13 protein-coding genes and 1 tRNA gene are annotated in these 16,695 nt (G+C 70.4%); 4 read left to right on the top strand and 10 right to left on the bottom strand.

The genetic code is table 11. The annotated features are described in order from the left end of the window. Positions 1-29 precede the first annotated feature (29 nt). The 9 genes from EV279_RS07295 to gabT all read right to left on the bottom strand — a co-directional run bounded on the left by EV279_RS07295 (position 30) and on the right by gabT (position 9,734). Positions 30-860 carry a DUF559 domain-containing protein gene (locus EV279_RS07295; RefSeq protein ID WP_243728472.1) on the bottom strand — a complete coding sequence of 277 codons (831 nt, stop codon included), beginning with the start codon at positions 858-860 and terminating at the stop codon, positions 30-32. Between the two features lie 268 nt (positions 861-1,128). Beyond that, positions 1,129-2,349: a transcription termination/antitermination protein NusG gene (gene nusG / locus EV279_RS07290; protein WP_166644483.1), complete on the bottom strand. Its 1,221-nt coding sequence runs from the start codon at positions 2,347-2,349 to the stop codon at positions 1,129-1,131. Between the two features lie 67 nt (positions 2,350-2,416). Continuing rightward, on the bottom strand, positions 2,417-2,692 hold the full coding sequence (gene secE / locus EV279_RS07285) for a preprotein translocase subunit SecE (RefSeq protein WP_133542181.1): 276 nt from the start codon (positions 2,690-2,692) through the stop codon (positions 2,417-2,419). A 45-nt stretch (positions 2,693-2,737) separates the two neighbouring features. Further along, positions 2,738-2,810 (bottom strand) — tRNA-Trp (locus tag EV279_RS07280). Between the two features lie 278 nt (positions 2,811-3,088). Next, positions 3,089-4,447, bottom strand: a complete 1,359-nt coding sequence (locus EV279_RS07275) for an NAD-dependent succinate-semialdehyde dehydrogenase (protein WP_133542180.1) — start codon at positions 4,445-4,447, stop codon at positions 3,089-3,091. A gap of 22 nt (positions 4,448-4,469) precedes the next feature. After that, complete coding sequence (locus tag EV279_RS07270; RefSeq protein ID WP_208109496.1) at positions 4,470-6,041, bottom strand: APC family permease; 1,572 nt, start codon at positions 6,039-6,041, stop codon at positions 4,470-4,472. Then, entirely contained in the window at positions 6,038-6,922 is an 885-nt protein-coding gene (locus EV279_RS07265) for a universal stress protein (RefSeq protein ID WP_133542179.1), read from the bottom strand. Before EV279_RS07265 ends, EV279_RS07270 begins: the two co-directional genes overlap by 4 nt. Next, a complete protein-coding gene (locus tag EV279_RS07260; RefSeq protein ID WP_133542178.1) occupies positions 6,919-8,295 on the bottom strand; it encodes an NAD(P)/FAD-dependent oxidoreductase in 1,377 nt (458 codons plus the stop codon). The genes EV279_RS07265 and EV279_RS07260 overlap by 4 nt, the downstream gene beginning before the upstream one ends. An 80-nt stretch (positions 8,296-8,375) precedes the next feature. Continuing rightward, entirely contained in the window at positions 8,376-9,734 is a 1,359-nt protein-coding gene (gene gabT, locus EV279_RS07255) for a 4-aminobutyrate--2-oxoglutarate transaminase (protein ID WP_133542177.1), read from the bottom strand. Between the two features lie 45 nt (positions 9,735-9,779). Between gabT and EV279_RS07250 the strand changes: the two genes are divergently transcribed. Then, positions 9,780-11,384: a PucR family transcriptional regulator gene (locus tag EV279_RS07250; RefSeq protein ID WP_347876853.1), complete on the top strand. Its 1,605-nt coding sequence runs from the start codon at positions 9,780-9,782 to the stop codon at positions 11,382-11,384. A 368-nt stretch (positions 11,385-11,752) separates the two neighbouring features. Continuing rightward, positions 11,753-11,995, top strand: a complete 243-nt coding sequence (locus EV279_RS07245; protein ID WP_133542176.1) for a hypothetical protein — start codon at positions 11,753-11,755, stop codon at positions 11,993-11,995. A 4-nt stretch (positions 11,996-11,999) separates the two neighbouring features. On the opposite strand, the gene EV279_RS07240 is transcribed toward EV279_RS07245, so the two are convergent. Continuing rightward, positions 12,000-13,469 (bottom strand): helix-turn-helix transcriptional regulator, encoded by a 1,470-nt coding sequence (locus EV279_RS07240; protein WP_133544713.1) that lies wholly within the window; start codon positions 13,467-13,469, stop codon positions 12,000-12,002. Positions 13,470-13,625: 156 nt separating this feature from the next. Here EV279_RS07240 and aceA point away from each other — a divergent pair, with 156 nt between their 5' ends. After that, a complete protein-coding gene (gene aceA / locus EV279_RS07235) occupies positions 13,626-14,957 on the top strand; it encodes an isocitrate lyase (RefSeq protein WP_133542175.1) in 1,332 nt (443 codons plus the stop codon). A 48-nt stretch (positions 14,958-15,005) separates the two neighbouring features. After that, complete coding sequence (gene aceB, locus EV279_RS07230) at positions 15,006-16,652, top strand: malate synthase A (RefSeq protein ID WP_133542174.1); 1,647 nt, start codon at positions 15,006-15,008, stop codon at positions 16,650-16,652. Positions 16,653-16,695: the final 43 nt, after the last annotated feature.

Here is a 16,695-nt window from a genome sequence, read left to right as displayed (position 1 = left end):
CGCCCATCTCCGCGATTGCGCACGGGGGCTCACGCTGCCCGATGAAGCCCCTGCGCGATGGCCCGCACGATCAGGTCGTGCACCTCGGGCCACGCCGAGACGACCTGGGCGAGGTCGACGCGGATGACGTGGTACCCGAGCAGCGTCAGCCGCGCATCGTGCGCGATGTCGCTGCGCCGCTGCGCGCCCACGTGGTGACCGCCGTCGACCTGGAGCACGAGGCGGTCGCCGATGAGGAAGTCGACGGCGTGGCCCGCCAGCCACACCTGCTGCCGGATCGGCAGACGCAGGAAGCGCAGCCGCCCGGGCACGAACGTCTCGAGCCCCGAGTCGGAGTACGGCGAACACTCCGCGAGCAGGGAGCGCGCGGCTGTGGGCAGCGGCAAACGCTCGAGCGATTCGCGGAGCACGAGCTCGTGACGCAGCGCCGACTCCCACACGGCGAGTGCCTCTTCGTGCGGGAGGCACGACGCCACGAGGGCCAGCACGTTCTCGATCGGATCCACAAGGGCGTCGGGATGCCGCGGCACGACCGGCCGCGCCCAGTGCACGTGGGTGCCGGCCCTCAGTTCCCCGACGTGATGTTGCGGCGGCGCGGCGACATGCACCGCGTCGGCACGCAGCACCCACAGCCCGAGCCGACGCGCCTGAGTGTGGCAGGTCAGCACGACGCCGGCACGCGCGGCTGCCACCAGATGGGCGTCCGCGGCGGGATCAGCGACCCAGCCGTTCCGCGGGCGGGTGAGCCGCCCGGACGAAACGGCGCCCTCGATAGCGCGGCGCGAATACCCCTGGGCGCGGAGCACCGCGACGCGCACCACTCCCCCCGCCCGGCGAACCGTCTCGGTCACAGACTCCACGGCTCGAGCGTCGCGCGCGGCCGCACCCGCACACCACGGCACGCGCCACGACGTGAAGAGCCGGCCTCGCGCCGGGCCTGGGGAGGAGGCGGCAAAGCGTGCAGGACCGCGGAGATGTGCAGGATCGCGGGATGCCGGAGGCCGAGGCATCCGTCATCCCGCACATCTCCGCGGTTCTGCTCGCAGTCGGCGCACCCGGTGAAGCAGCCCGCGCGGTAACGACGAAAGCGCCCCGCCGTGGACGGAGCGCCTTCGCGAAGCGGTCTGCTTAGAGCTTGGTGACCTGGTCGAACGACAGCTCAACCGGGGTCTCACGCTCGAAGAGCGAGACGAGGACGGTGAGCTTGCCGCTCTCGGGCTTGATCTCGCTGATCGTGCCCGGGAGACCCGCGAACGAGCCCTCCTTGATCGTGATGGTCTCGCCGACCTCGAAGTCGACCTCCGCGGGGATGACCCGCGCGGCGGCGGCGGCACCCTTCTTGGCGGCGCCGGCCTTCGCGGGGGCGGTCTCCTTGATCTCGACGAGGCTCTTCAGCATGTTGAAGGCCTCTTCGAAGCGAAGCGGAGTCGGGTTGTGCGCATTGCCCACGAAGCCCGTGACGCCCGGCGTGTGACGCACGACCGACCAGGTGTCCTCGTTCAGCTCCATGCGCACGAGCACGTAGCCGGGGATCCGCACGCGCGTGACCATCTTGCGCTGCCCGTTCTTGATCTCGACGACGTCCTCCATCGGGACCTCGATCTGGTAGATGTCCTCCTCGACCTCGAGCGTCGACTTGCGCTGCTCGATGTTGGCCTTCACCTTGCGCTCGAAGCCGGCGTAGGAGTGGATGACGTACCACTTGCCCGGAAGGCTGCGCAGCTCCGTGCGGAATGCCTCGTACGGGTCCTCGTCCTCGTCGGACGGCGCGTCCTCGTCGGACGGCGCGTCCTCGCCCTGGATGTCGGCGCTCCCGGTGGCGTACGCGCCGGTGGAGTCCTCGTCGTCGGCCGCGTCGAGGTCGACGAAGCCCTCCGCCGCGTCGGCGGGCGAGACGGACGCCTCGGTGTCGTCGACCTCCGCCTCGGCCGCGGCGAGGTCCTCGCGGAACTCCTCGCTCAGCACCGGCTCGTCGGGCTCGCCGTTGACGTCGGGGCCGTCGTAGGGGGTCACGTCGTCCGCGGCGGCGGCCTCCAGGTCGGCCGCCTCCTCGGCGATGGCGTCGTTGAGGACCTCGGCGGCCGCCTGCGACTCCGCCGCCTCGTCAAGATTCAGTGCGTCGTTCACGATCGCGTCGGCCTCCGGGTCGTCGATGTCGATGTCGTCCAGGTCGGCGAGGTCTTCGTCCTCGTCGTCGGAGTCGCCCACGACGTGCAGCGCCGCATGCTCCGCCGCCTCGACGGAGCGCTGCTGGTCGGCCAGCACGTTGCCCTCCTGGGCTTCGTCGTCCTCCGACGACTGCTCCGCGGCGGTCGCCCAGTCGGCGTCGTCGACATATCTTTCAGACACTTCGTTCTCTTCCGTTCGTGGGCACGGGATGCGTCATCCCCGCCCGCGTCGCGTCACAGGTGGGTGCTCAAGCCCCAGCCGGCACGCCGAAGACGACGGTCGTGAGCCAGACGAACAGCAGGTCGAGACCGTAGACGATCCCCATCATGACGACGACGAACGCCAGCACGACCGCCGTGAACTTGACAAGCTCCTGGCGGGTCGGGGTGACGACCTTGCGGAGCTCGCCGAACACCTGACGGATGAAGAGCGCGATGCGCGCGAAGAAGCCCAGCTTCTTCTCGCGCGGTGCTGTCGCCTCGGACTTGGCGACGACCTCGCCCTTCGGCTCGTCTTGGACCATCGAACCCACCTGATTACCTTCCGTGTGCCAGCTCGAGCTGACGCGCAGGGCGGACAGGAATCGAACCTGCAACCTGCGGTTTTGGAGACCGCTGCTCTGCCAATTGAGCTACCGCCCTAGAGACCCCGAGGTCTCGATTGCCCGCACGCGTCCGCCGTGTCCTGTCTGTGAGGGGCTTTGCCCGGAACCCGGGCACGGCGAAAGAATGCAGACTTGTTCCTGCACTTCCAGTGTACGGCATGGCCTCGCGGGCCGCGAACCGAGCCGGCCACCGGAAGGGCTCGTCTCCCATCTTCCCGCACCCCCGCGGGTGCGGCTCCGGCGCGCCGAAATCGCACGGATGACGAGGGCACGCGGGCCACGGCCGTCATCCGAGCGATCTCGGCGGGCATGCCGTCAGGCGATGCGGATGAGCTTCTTGTTGACGAACTCGTCGGCTGCCAGAAGGCCCAGCTCACGCGAGGTGCCGGAGCGCTTCACGCCGCCGAACGGAAGCTCGGGCGAGTCCGCCAGCACGACATTGACGTAGACCATTCCCGCGTCGATCTTGTCGGCGACCCGCTCGGCCTGCTTCTGGTCGGTCGTGAACAGGTAGGAGCCGAGTCCGAACGGGGTGTCGTTGGCCACCTTGACGGCCTCGTCCTCGTCGGCGACCTTGTAGACGACGCCGACGGGTCCGAAGAACTCCTCGCGGTAGGCATCCATCTCGCTCGTCACATCCGTCAGAACGGTGGGCGCGTAGAACGCACCGTCCCGCTTCCCGCCCGTCACCAGGGTGGCCCCCTGCGAGACGGCTCGGTCGACCTGCTCGGCGAGGCGCTCGGCGGCTGTGACCGACGAGAGCGGGCCGAGGACCGTGTCGTCGGCGAGCGGGTCACCGACCTTCGCGGCGGTCATGGCGGCTGCGAACTTCTCGAGGAAGGCGTCGTAGAGACCCTCCGTCACGATGAAGCGCTTCGCGGCGTTGCAGGACTGTCCGGTGTTGTCCAGGCGCGCGTCGACGGCGGCCTGCACGGTCGCGTCGAGGTCGTCGGTCGACAGCAGGATGAACGGGTCCGACCCGCCGAGCTCGAGGGCGACCTTCTTGAGGTTGCGGCCCGCGGCCTCCGCCACCGCGGCGCCCGCGCGCTCCGAGCCCGTGACCGAGACGCCCTGGACGCGCGGGTCGCCGATGATGGTCGCGGCCTGCTCGTTCGTCGCATAGACGTTGATGTACGCGCCCTCCAGGCCCGCGTCGCGGTAGATCCTCTCGATCGCGGCCGCGGACTCCGGGCACTGGGGCGCGTGCTTGAGCAGGATCGTGTTCCCGACCACGATGTTGGGGGCTGCGAAGCGGGCGACCTGGTAGTACGGGAAGTTCCACGGCATGATCCCCAGGAGCACGCCCAGCGCGGACCGGCGGATGACGGCCGAGCCCTCGCCGAGGATGTCGATCGGCTGGTCGCCGGTGATCTTCTCGGCGTTGTCGGCGTAGTACTCCGTGATGTCGGCGGCGAAGTCCACCTCACCGAGCGCGGCGACGAGAGGCTTGCCCATCTCGCGCACGATGATCGCCGCGAGCTCGTCGCGCCGCTCTCGGTGCAGCTCGGCCACGCGGCGCACCCGTCCGGCCCGTTCGGCCACGGGAACGTCGCGCCACACGCGGTACGTGGCATCCGCCGTTGCGATCGCCTGCTCGAGGTCGGCGTCGCTGATCGTCGGGTAGGTGGCGAGAGTCTCCCCCGTCGCGGGGTTGACGACGGCATAGTCGCTCATTGTGATCTCCGTTTCGTTCGTCTCAGACAGTCTGACGTGCGCGTCGGGCGCTGGGCGGGGCATCCTTCGACAGCGTCTCGCCGCGGAAGAACGCCGGACGCTTGATCGCCTGCCAGATCATGATGACGACGCCGACGAGGATGATCGTGACGCCCAGCACGAACACCAGCCCGACGCCGCCGATGCTCGATCCGCTGCCGTAGGCGGGATCCATCGAGTCGATGAGTGTCGTCACGAACAGCACCGCCAGGATGCCGCCGCCGACGAGGGGGAACAGGAAGGTGAAGAAGAAGCTCCGCGCGGAGTCGAACCACTGCTTGCGGAAGTACCACACGCACGCGAACGCGGTCAGGCCGTAGTAGAAGCAGATCATCATGCCGAGCGACAGGATCGTGTCGGTCAGGACGTTCTCGCTCAGCACGCGCATCACGGCGTAGAACACCGACGCCACGACGGCGGACACGATGGTCGCGAAGCCCGGCGTGAAGAATCGCGGGCTCACACGGGCGAACTGCCGCGGCAGCGCGCCGTAGTGCCCCATGGCGAGGAGGGTGCGCGCCGGCCCCACCGCCGTCGACTGCAGCGAGGCGGCGGAGCTGGACAGCACGGCCAGCGAGACGAGGAAGGCCAGTGGCCCGAGCACGGGGTCGGACAGGGCGAAGAAGACGTTCGCCGAGATGTCCTCGTTGGCGAGACCCAGAGCGCCTGTACCGACTCCAGCGAACATGATGAGACCGATCGACAGGAGGAGGTACAGCGCGACGACGATGACGACGGTGAGCATCGCCGCCCGGCCCGGCGTCTTCGCGGGGTTCTTCGTCTCCTCGTTCATCGTCAGGACGACGTCCCACCCCCAGAAGATGAAGATCGACAGCGACAGGCCTGCGGCGAAGGCGCTGAACGTCGGCACCTCGAAGGGGTTGAACCACGACCACGAGAACGCGGTCGGGTCGGGCGCCTCGCCGTCGACCGCCTTGACGATGGCCACCACCGCGAACAGCACGAGCACGACGACCTGGAAGCCGACCAGCACGTACTGGAACTTCTGCGTCGTCTGCATGTCGCGGTACGACACGAGGGTCGCGCCCAGCATGAACAGCAGGCACACGGCCACATTGATGAAGGGGTTGAACGCCAGTTCGGCGATGGCGGGGTTGCCCGTCAGCTGGGCGATCAGCAGGAAGAGGAACTCCACCGCGATCCCCGCGAGGTTCGAGAGCACGATGACGGTCGCGGCGACCAGACCCCATCCCGTCAGCCACCCGATCCACGGGCCGAAGGCGCGGACGCCCCACGTGAACGACGTGCCCGAGTCCGGCATGGCGCGGTTGAGCTCGCGATAGCCGAAGGCGGTCAGCAGCATCGGGATGAAGCCCACGAGGATGATCGCCGGCACCTGCGTGCCGACGACCGCGACGGTGGGGCCGAGTGAGGCGGTGAGGGTGTATGCCGGGGCGATCGTCGAGATGCCGATCACGACGGCGCCGATGACGCCGACGGCGCCGGCGCTCAGGCCCTTCTGGGAGAGTTCGCCGGCGTGGGGGCCGGAGGCGGGGGCCAGCGGCGACGCCGCCCCGGTCTGGGAAGCGCTCATGCGCGGATACCTTCCTTGTCGCGCGTGCGCGGCACCACGACCATCGGGACGGGAAGCTCGTGCAGCATCTTCGCCGCGGTCGAGCCGAGGAACAGCCGGCGGGGCTGGGCCAGCCTGCTGGAGCCGACGACGGCCAGCTCGCCGGGCTCCCAGCCGAGGTGCGCCACGGCGTCCTCGATGCTGTCGCCGCGGGCGACGACGACGTCGGCAGGGACCGACTCCGGGAGGGTCTCCAGAGCCTTGCCGAGCACGTCGTCGGCGTGCGCGGCACCGGCGACGCGGATGACGCCGGTGTCGACGCCGGCCGGGAGGTCGACCGAGACGAGAGACAGCAGGCGCAGCCTGGCCCGGGTGGCCACGACGAGGGCGACGCTCTCCTCGAGGAGAGCGTCCGCCCCCGGACGGGTGCCGATGGCGGCCGTGATGCGGCTCACGCCCGTCACCTCGATGCGGCGATACCCCTCGGGGGCGAGGACGACGGGCACGTCCGAGGAGTGCAGCAGCTCGGTGGCCACCGTGCCGAGGCGGTGCCGTCCCCGCAGGCCGCCGTTGGCGGCGCCGACAACGATGTGCGAGGCATCCAGCTCGTGCGCCGCGGCGATCAGCCCTTCGGCGAACGAGTCCGCGAAGCGCACATGCGTCGCGCGGTCGAGTCCGTCGGGAACGGACTCCGCGGCGGCCGCGAGCCACTCCTCCGCCTGTCCCCGCAGATAGCGGTCGTACCCGGCGTCGGGCGGCGTGATGACGCTCCGGTCATCGGCGGGGAGCACGATCACGAGGTCGAGCCGCGCCCCCGTGGCGACGGCGAGGCGCGCACCCAGGGCGACAGCATCCCGACCCGCATCGGTGGCGGTGTAGCCGGCGACGATGTGCCCGCTCATGCGCGGGCGTCCTCGAGGATGTTCCCCGCGACCAGGCGGCCCATGCGGATGGCGCCGTCGACGTGCTGGTAGCCGGCGCCCGCCATGTCGCTGCACGCGAAGTGGATCGGACCGACCGCGGCACGAAGGTCGGCGCCGTAGCGGTGCAGGCCGCCGAGATCGAAGCTCGCCGCGTACGCGCCGCGCGTCCACTCCTCCGAGCCCCAGTCGCTCTCGTAGTAGACGACCGGGTTCTTGGCCTCGGGACCGTAGTAGTGCGAGAGCGACTCGAGGATGCGCTCCCGGCGCTCCTCGGCCGACAGCCGGAAGACGTCGTCCGCATTGCGGTCCGACACGAATCCGACGAGGGTCCCGCGCTCGTCGCCGTGGTTGGTGTTGTCGTACGCCTCGTGCGAGAGCTCGTACGGGCTGAACGCCGTACCCGACAGGCCCTGCTCCCGCCAGAACGGGCGGTCGTAGACGGCGTGCACCTTGATGACGAAGCCCATCGAGATGTGCTGGTGCATCTGGTGCTGCAGGCGCGGCAGGGCCGGCACGAACTGGATGCGGCAGTAGAGGACGGGCGCGTGCGCGAGGATCGCGTACCGCGCGTGCACCGTGTGCGTGTCGGTCACCGCCGTGACACCCCCGGCCGCCGAGCCGGTGGCGGGGGTCCACTCGAGCGAGCGGACCGGCTGTCCGAGGAAGACATCGTCGCCGAGGCGCTCGGCGAGCAGCAGCGGAACCTGCTGGAGGCCCCCGACCACGCGCTTGTCGAGGATGAAGTCTGCGTCGACGAGGTGCGAGTAGCTGCCGGCCGAGGCGGCCATGAGCAGCGACTGCAGCAGCGAGAAGGCGTGCACGGGCTTGGTGAGCATCGCCGAGCCGGTCGGGAAGGCGAGGTTGCGAACAGCCTCGTCGTCGTCGGTCTTGGCGCGCAGCCACGCCTCCCACGAGATCGTGTCCCACTCCTCGGCCTTGGGGTGCGCCCAGGGCCGGTCGGGATCGATCTCGGCGACCATCGCGTCGAGTTCCGCGGTGATCTCGGCGATCACGCGCTCGGTCTCGGGCGCGACCGGGAACATCTCCCCCGTGAAGCGCTTGGCCTGGCCGTCCGGGCCGACGTAGACCGAGTCGCCGTCGCGGTAGCGGTCGTACGTCTCGAGCCCCAGCTCGTCGAGCGTGTCGATGAGCGCCTGCTGGTCGGGCGACACCCACTGCCCGCCGATCTCGAGCATCGCGCCGTCGATGACGTCGGTCCACAGGCGCCCTCCGACGCGGTCCCGCGCTTCCAGCACGGCGACCGACAGTCCCGCCTTCTTCAGCTCGTTCGCGGCGGTCAGACCCGCCGCTCCCGCGCCGATGACGACGACATCGCGCGTCAGCTCCGACATTTCTTGCTCCTTTGCTCGAGGTCAGTGTGTTCACGGCCGTCGGACCCGGCCTCCCCCGGCCGGGTCCGACAGCCGCGAGGTCAGTTGGCGGCGAGCGCCGCCGCGACGACGTCGATGCCCTCGTCGAGCAGCGCGTCGGGGATGCTGAGCGGCGGCAGGAAACGGATGACGTTGCCGTAGGTGCCGCAGGTGAGGACGATGACACCCTCGGCGATGCACGCCTTGGCGATGGCACCCGTGAGCGCCGCGTCGGGCTCGCCGGTCGCCGGGTCGACGAACTCGGCGGCGATCATGGCGCCGTGGCCGCGGACGTCGCCGACGCGGGCGTCGCTGTCCTGAAGCTCCCGCAGCCGGCGCACGAGGATCTCGCCGATCTCGTTCGCGCGCTCGATGAGACCCTCGGTCTCGAAGGCCTCGATCGCCGCGAGCGCCGCCGCGCACGCGATCGGGTTGCCGCCGTACGTGCCGCCGAGGCCGCCGGTGTGCGAGGCATCCATGATCTCGGCGCGACCGGTGACGGCGGCGAGCGGCATGCCGCCCGCGATGCCCTTGGCAGTCGTGATCAGGTCGGGGACGATGCCGAAGCGGTCGCTCGCGAACATCGCGCCCGTGCGCGCGAAGCCGGTCTGGATCTCGTCGGCGATGAAGACGACGTCGTTCGCGCGGCACCAGTCGACGATGGCGTTGAGGAAGCCGTCGGCGGGGACGATGAACCCGCCCTCCCCCTGGATCGGCTCGATGATGACGGCCGCCAGATTGTCGGCGCCGACCTGCTTCTCGATGATCGAGATCGCCTTCTTCGCGGCATCCGCCCCGCTCAGTCGATCGCGGAAGGGATACGAGAGGGGCGCGCGGTAGATCTCCGAGGCGAAGGGGCCGAAGCCGCTCTTGTAGGGCATCGCCTTGGCCGTCAGCGCCATCGTGAGGTTCGTGCGGCCGTGGTAGCCGTGGTCGAAGGCGACGACGGCCTGCTTCCTCGTGAACTTGCGGGCGATCTTGATCGCGTTCTCGACGGCCTCGGCGCCGGAGTTGAACAGCGCGCTCTTCTTGGCGTGGTCGCCCGGCGTGACGCGGTTGAGCGCTTCGGCCACGGCGACGTACGACTCGTACGGCGAAACCATGAAGCACGTGTGCGTGAACTGCGCGGCCTGCGCCTGGATCGCCTCGACGACCCTGGGGTGCGCATTGCCGAGCGTCGTCACGGCGATGCCCGAACCCAGGTCGATGAGCGAGTTGCCGTCGGCGTCGACGACGACTCCGCCTCCCGCCGCCACCGCCTCGACGGGTGCGGTGTGACCGACGCCCGCAGCGACGGCGGCCGCTTTGCGCGCGAGGAGCTTCTGGGAGAGCGGACCCGGGATGCTGGTGACGAGACGACGCTCCTGCGGAAGGGAGGGTCCGCCGAGCGGCGTTGCGGTGACGGTTTCGGTCGCGGTCATGCTCGGGAGCGTACGGATCACCGCACGACAGGTGCACTCTCCGCGATGTACATTCTCCTGAGTTCCCTGTACATGTCGTACACGAGGACCACGACCGGGGTGGGTGAGGTGCCGATGGATGCCGCGACCGATGCCGCGACGCTCCGCTCGCTGCTGCGCCGGCACGAGCTGCACCTGACGCTGCAGTCCGAGGAGTCCGACCTCCTGCCCGGTGCGCTCGACCAGGCCGTGCGGTGGGTGCACAGCTCCGACCTCGCCGACCCCACACCGTTCCTGTCCGAAGGGCTCGCGCTGCTCACGACGGGGACGCAGTTCCACGGTGCCGGCGACGACCCGGATCTCATCCGCGACTACGTGCACCGCCTGTCGGCGCGCGGCGTCGTCGCGCTCGGCTTCGGCACCGAGGTCGTGCGCGAGGGCATCCCGCCCGCGCTCGTCGACGCATGCCGCGACGAGCGCATGCCGCTGTTCGAGGTGCCGTACCGGACGCCCTTCATCGCCGTCGCCCGCGCCAACGCCGAGGCGATCGCCGCACAGGCGTACGCGCGGCGGAGCTGGGCGCTCGCCGCGCAGCGCGCGATCGCCCTCGCGGCACTCCGGCCCGACGGCCTCGGTGCGACCCTCGCGGAGCTGTCACGTCAGCTCGGCATGTGGGTCGGGCTCTTCGACGCGGCGGGCGCGCTGAGCCGTGAGCACCCCGTCGCGGGCCTGCCGGAGGCGGTGCTCGCGGGGCTGACCGAGGAGGTCGGCGCCGTCCTGCGCCGCGGGGCGCGGGCCGGCTCATCGCTGCGGATCGGCGACCAGGCCTTCACGATGCAGACGCTGGGCCGTGGGGGGCATCTGCGGGGCGTGATCGCGATCGCGGGCGGCGAGCTCGACCAGGAGGGCCGGGGCGTCGTCACGTCCGTCGTCGCCATGGCCGGCCTCGCCTTCGAGCAGCAGCAGCGCCTCACCCGTGCGCAGGAGCTCCTGCGCACGGGGCTCGTCCAGCTTCTCCTCTCGGGGGAGCCCGCCCTTGCGCGGCGCATCGCGCGCGATCTCTGGGGCGGTTTCCCCGCATCGCCGGTGCGGGTCGGAGTGACCGATCCGGCGACGGCGCGGGCGGACGCGGTGGCCGAGTGGCTCACGCTCCGGGCGTCGGAGACGCGCGGGTCGGTCTTCCACGGGCGGGCGGAGGACCACCTCGTCGTGGCGAGCAGCGACGATCAGGTGTTCGCCGAGCTCGCGGACCGCTTCGCCGCTCGTCTGGGGGTGTCCGAGCCGGCGCCGTGGGCGGAGTTCGCCGACGCGCACTCGCAGGCCCTCACGGCGCTTCGCCGCGGAAGCCAGCCGGTGAGCCGGTTCGGCGAGATCGCGGCATCCGGACTCCTCTCGGCGCTGGACTCCGACGCCGCCCGGTCCCTCGCCGCCGCCCGCCTGGCCCCCCTTCGCGAGAATGACGCCGTGCACGGAACGGCGCTCGTCGAGACCGTCCGGACCTGGCTCGAGCAGGATGCCCGCATCGACGCGGCCGCGACGGCGCTCGGGGTGCACCGCCACACGGTCCGCGCGCGGATCGCCCTCGCCCAGCGTCTGCTCGGCACGGACCTCACGTCCTTCGCCGCCCGCGCCGACGTGTGGGCCGCGCTGCAGGTGGGCCGGGACGCCTGAAGCTTCCCGGCCGGGCGGGTACACCGGGGCGGAGCAGAGGTCGTTCGTCCCGTTCCGCCGCCTCGCGGCATCCCGAGCGCGCCGGATCGCGGAGATGTGCAGGATCGCGGAGACATGTGTCCCGAGGCATCCGCGATCCTGCACGTCACCGCGACCTTGCGCAGCGCCAGGGGCGCTCGTCGGCCGCGCCTCCACGCAGCGCCCCTTCCGCTATGGCGCCCCGCCGCCGGGCGCCCGACGGCCCGACGCCGCGCCGCCGCGCGCCCGACGGCCCGACGCCGCGCCGCCGCGCGCCCGACGGCAAGCACACGACAGGCGGCCGACGCAACCCCGCCCCAGGGTCACGGGCATGCGCCTATCGTCGCGGCATGGACGCTTCAGAGATCAGCTGGAACGAGCAGGCCCGCGCGAAGATCCTCGAGGACTCCGACCGCGTGCTGAGGGAGGCCGTGCTCGACATCGCGGGCTCGGGCGGGAGCATCTCGTCCGACGACGCCTTCGCGCAGCTCAACGCCCGACTCAAGGACCGCTTCATCGACTACGAGCCCGGGCCCGACATCCGCAAGTACGCCGACGCCATCGCGGCGGGAGAGTTCGCCGGGACCTCCTGACGACTCAGCGCGGCGCGTGCGCCTCGAGGAACTCGTACACGTCGGTCGTGTCGACGCCCGGAAAGGCCCCTGTCGGAAGCGTCGCCAGCAGCGTCCGCGGGGTGCGCACGTTCGGCCACGAGCTGTCGCGCCAAGCCGCCTCGAGGTCGGCCGGCGCGCGCCGGCAGCACACCTCGACGGAGTGCTTCGAGACACCGCGATGGGGGGTGTCGCGCCCGAGGAACCACTTCGTGTCGTCGAAGCGCACCCCCACCGAGACGGAGTGAGCTCCCTCGCTCGAGAACTCCACGCGCGCCGTGCACCAGTACGTGCCGTTGCCGGTGTCGGTGTACTGGTAGTACGGGTTGAAGTGGTCGTCGACGTCGAACACGACGCGTGAGGTCCACTTGCGGCAGCACATCTGCCCCTCGATCGAGCCGAGGCGGTCGGTCGGGAAGTTCACGTCGTCGTTCTCGTACGCCTTCGTGATGACGCCCGACTCGTGCACCTTGAGGAAGTGCACCGGGATGCCGAGATGCTGCGTCGCAAGATTGGTGAAGCGATGGGCGGCGGTCTCGTACGAGACCGAGTACGCGTCGCGCAGGTCTTCGATCGAGATCGCCTTGTCGCGCTTGGCGTCCTGAAGGAACGGCACGGCGTGCGCCTCCGGGATGAGGAGGGCTCCGCTGAGGTAGTTCGTCTCGACGCGCTGGCGGAGGAACTCCGCGTAGCTCGTCGGCTCGGTGTGCCCCAGGATTCGGCTCGACAGCGCCTGGAGCACGGCGGTGCGCGGATCGCCCCGCGCCGTCAGCCTGCTCGACAGATAGAGCCGGCCGTTCTTGATGTCGGCGACGCTGCGGGTGGTCTGGGGGAGGTCGGGCACGTAGTGCAGCGTGAAGCCCAGATGCGCCGCGATGTCGGACGCCGTCCGCTGCGTGAGGGGACCACCGGGGTGATCGACGGCATCGAGGATCTCGCGCGCCTTCGTCTCGAGCTCGGCGAAGTAGTTGCTCTGCGTGCGCATGAGCCGCCGCAGCGCGACGTTCGCCCGCCGAGCCTCCTCCGGGGTCGCGGCGCGCTCGTCGCGGAGGCGCTCGATCTCGGACTGCAGGGCGAGCATGGTCCGAAGGGCCTCGGTCGGCACCGTCCTGCCGATGCGGAAGGGCGGGATGCCGAGGGCCTGGAAGGTCGGACCCTTCATCGCCCGCTCCAGCGCGATCTCGAGCGTCGCGCGCTCGTCGAGCGGCTCGGACTCCAGCAGCGCCTCGAGCGAGACGCCGAGCACGCGGGCGATCGCCCGCAGGAGAGTGAGCTTCGGCTCGCGCCGGCCGTTCTCGATCATCGAGAGCTGGCTGGGAACGCGGTCCACCGCCGTCGCGAGCTCCTCGAGCGTCATCCCCTGCGCGGTGCGGAGCTGGCGGATGCGTCGGCCGATGGTGAGAGAGTCCACCCCATCATCGTCGGGCTGCTCCGTCCCAAGTTCGCGTGCCGACATCGCCGTCATACCGGCAGTCTGTCACAGAACCAGAAATAGCTCGAAAGTTCACAGCGCATCTGGTCACCAGGCATCCGCTTCTTCACGGACAGTGGTCTCACGACGAGCCCGTCCGGCGCCGCACCTGAGGTGCCGGACTCCGAAGAAGGAGACCCCATGACGATCCACGCCACTCCCGGTCAGCCCCCGCTGCGCGCCGGGGACCAGACGCAGACCGCGGCCGAGCTCCAGGAGATCTGGGACACCGACCCCCGATGGGACGGCATCGAGCGCACGTATACGGCGGGGGACGTCGTCCGTCTGCGCGGGTCGGTGCGAGAGGACAGCACGCTCGCCCAGCGAGGGGCGGAGAACCTCTGGAACCTCCTGCACACCGAGGAGTACATCCGGGCGCTCGGGGCCTACACGGGTGGCCAGGCCGTGCAGCAGGTGCGCGCCGGCCTCAAGGCCATCTACCTCAGCGGGTGGCAGGTGGCCGCAGACGGCAACCTCGCCGGCCAGACCTACCCCGACCAGAGCCTGTATCCCGCGAACTCGGTCCCCGCCGTCGTCCGGCGCATCAACAACGCCCTCCTCCGGCAGGACCAGATCGAGCACGCCGAGGCATCCATCGGCGCCGGCCAGGTCTCCCAGGACTGGCTCGCACCGATCGTGGCCGATGCCGAAGCGGGCTTCGGCGGACCGCTCAACGCCTACGAGCTCGCGCACTCCCTGATCCAGGCGGGCGCCGCCGGCATCCACTGGGAGGACCAACTCGCGAGCGAGAAGAAGTGCGGACACCTCGGCGGAAAGGTTCTCGTGCCGACGCAGCAGCACATCCGCACGCTCAACGCGGCACGGCTCGCGGCCGACGTCGCCGGGGTGCCGACCGTCATCATCGCGCGCACGGACGCCCTCGCCGCCGACCTCCTCACGAGCGACGTCGACGAGCGCGACCAGGCCTTCACGACAGGCGAGCGCACGACCGAGGGCTTCTACCGCGTGCGCCCGGGACTGGAGGCCGTCATCAGCCGGGGACTCGCCTTCGCCCCGTACGCCGACCTGCTGTGGGTCGAGACGGGCGAGCCCGACATCGCGCTCGCTCGGGATTTCGCCTCCGCGATCCACGAGCGGTTCCCCGGCAAGCTGCTCGCCTACAACTGCTCGCCGAGCTTCAACTGGAAGCGGCACCTCGACGACGAGCAGATCGCGAGCTTCCAGAAGGAGCTCGCGGAGCTGGGCTACAAGTTCCAGTTCATCACCCTCGCCGGCTTCCACGCCCTGAACCACTCCATGTTCGACCTCGCCAAGGGCTACGCCGAGCGCGCCATGAGCGCGTATGTCGAGCTGCAGGAGGCCGAGTTCGCCGCCGAAGCGCGCGGCTACACCGCCACCAAGCACCAGCGCGAGGCGGGGACCGGCTACTTCGACGTCGTGTCGACCGCGCTCAACCCAGACAGCGCCACCCTGGCCCTCGCGGGCTCCACCGAGACCGCCCAGTTCCACTGATCGAGCGGATGCCGCGGCATCCGCCCCCGAAAGCTTAAGGACACCACCATGACCCTCATCGACACGTCTCCCCCGCCCACCGAGACCCGCCGCGGCCCCGCGATCGAGATCCTCGGCCGCATCGGGCCCCGCTACGACGAGATCCTCACGCCCGAGGCCGTCGCGTTCCTCGCCGAGCTGCACGACCGCTTCGCGGGACGCCGCCACGACCGGCTCGCCGACCGCATGCGGCGCCGCTACGAGATCGGCAACGGCCGCGACCCGAAGTTCCGCGACGACACGGCGCACATCCGCGACGACGCCGCGTGGCGGGTCGCCGGGGCCGGCCCGGGGCTCGAGGACCGCCGCGTCGAGATCACCGGCCCGACAGATCCCAAGATGACCGTGAACGCCCTCAACTCCGGCGCGTTCGTCTGGCTCGCCGACCAGGAGGACGCGACGAGCCCCACATGGAAGAACGTCATCGGGGGCCAGCTCAGCCTCTTCGACGCGATCCGCGGGCAGCTGCGCCACACCAGCGCCGAAGGCAGGGTCTACACGGTGACCGCCGAGCGCACGCCCACCATCGTGATGCGGCCGCGCGGCTGGCACCTCCCGGAGCAGCACCTTCGCTACACCGACCGATCGGGGCGCGCGATGGCTGCGTCCGGATCACTCGTCGACTTCGGGCTGTACTTCTTCCACAACGCGCAGGCGCTCATCGACGCCGGCCGGGGACCGTACTTCTACCTCGCCAAGCTCGAGTCCAGCGAGGAGGCGCGGCTGTGGGACGAGGTGTTCAGCTTCTCGGAGCGCTACGCGGGCATCCCGCACGGCACGATCCGCGCGACCGTGCTGATCGAGACCCTCCCCGCCGCCTTCGAGATGGAGGAGATCCTCTTCGAGCTGCGCGACCACTGCGCGGGACTGAATGCGGGCCGGTGGGACTACATCTTCTCGATCATCAAGAACTACCGGGGGCGGGGCGCGCGCTTCGTGCTTCCCGATCGCAGCGAAGTGACGATGACCGTGCCGTTCATGCGGGCGTACACCGAGCTCCTCGTCAAGACGTGCCACAAGCGCGGGGCGTTCGCCATCGGCGGCATGAGCGCCTTCATCCCGAACCGGCGCGACCCGGAGGTCACCGCGCGAGCGATCGAGAAGGTCTCCGCCGACAAGAAGCGGGAAGCCGGCGACGGCTTCGACGGGACCTGGGTCGCCCACCCCGACCTCATCCCGGCCGCGCAGGCGGAGTTCGACGCGGTGCTCGGCGACCGGCCGAACCAGGTCGATCGGCAGCGCGACGATGTCGAGGTGACGGCGGCCCAGCTGCTCGACGTGCACATCGGCCGGCCGATCACGGCACGCGGCGTCCACGACAACGTGTCGGTCGCGATCCGCTACATCGAGGCGTGGCTTCGCGGGCTCGGCGCCGTCGCGATCGACAACCTCATGGAGGATGCCGCGACCGCCGAGATCAGCCGCAGCCAGGTGTGGCAGTGGGTGCACCAGGACCGCGAGACCGAGGACGGCACCCCGATCACGCGCGAGCACGTCGAAGGCCTGATCCGTCGCGTCCTCCGGGACGCCGACCGTCACGAGGGCGACCGCTTCGACGACGCCGCCGAGATCTTCCGCGAGGTCGCACTCGGCGCGGATTTCCCGGCGTTCCTCACCCTGCCCGCCTACGCGAAGCACCTCGTGGACGTGGCCTGACCGTCCGGTCGGCGTGATCCCACAAGATCGCGAGGGACGGATG

This window comes from Microbacterium sp. BK668, assembly GCF_004362195.1.
Taxonomy (GTDB): domain Bacteria; phylum Actinomycetota; class Actinomycetes; order Actinomycetales; family Microbacteriaceae; genus Microbacterium.
Note: the sequence above shows the minus strand (reverse complement) of the source record. Positions and strands in the feature narration are given on the sequence as shown.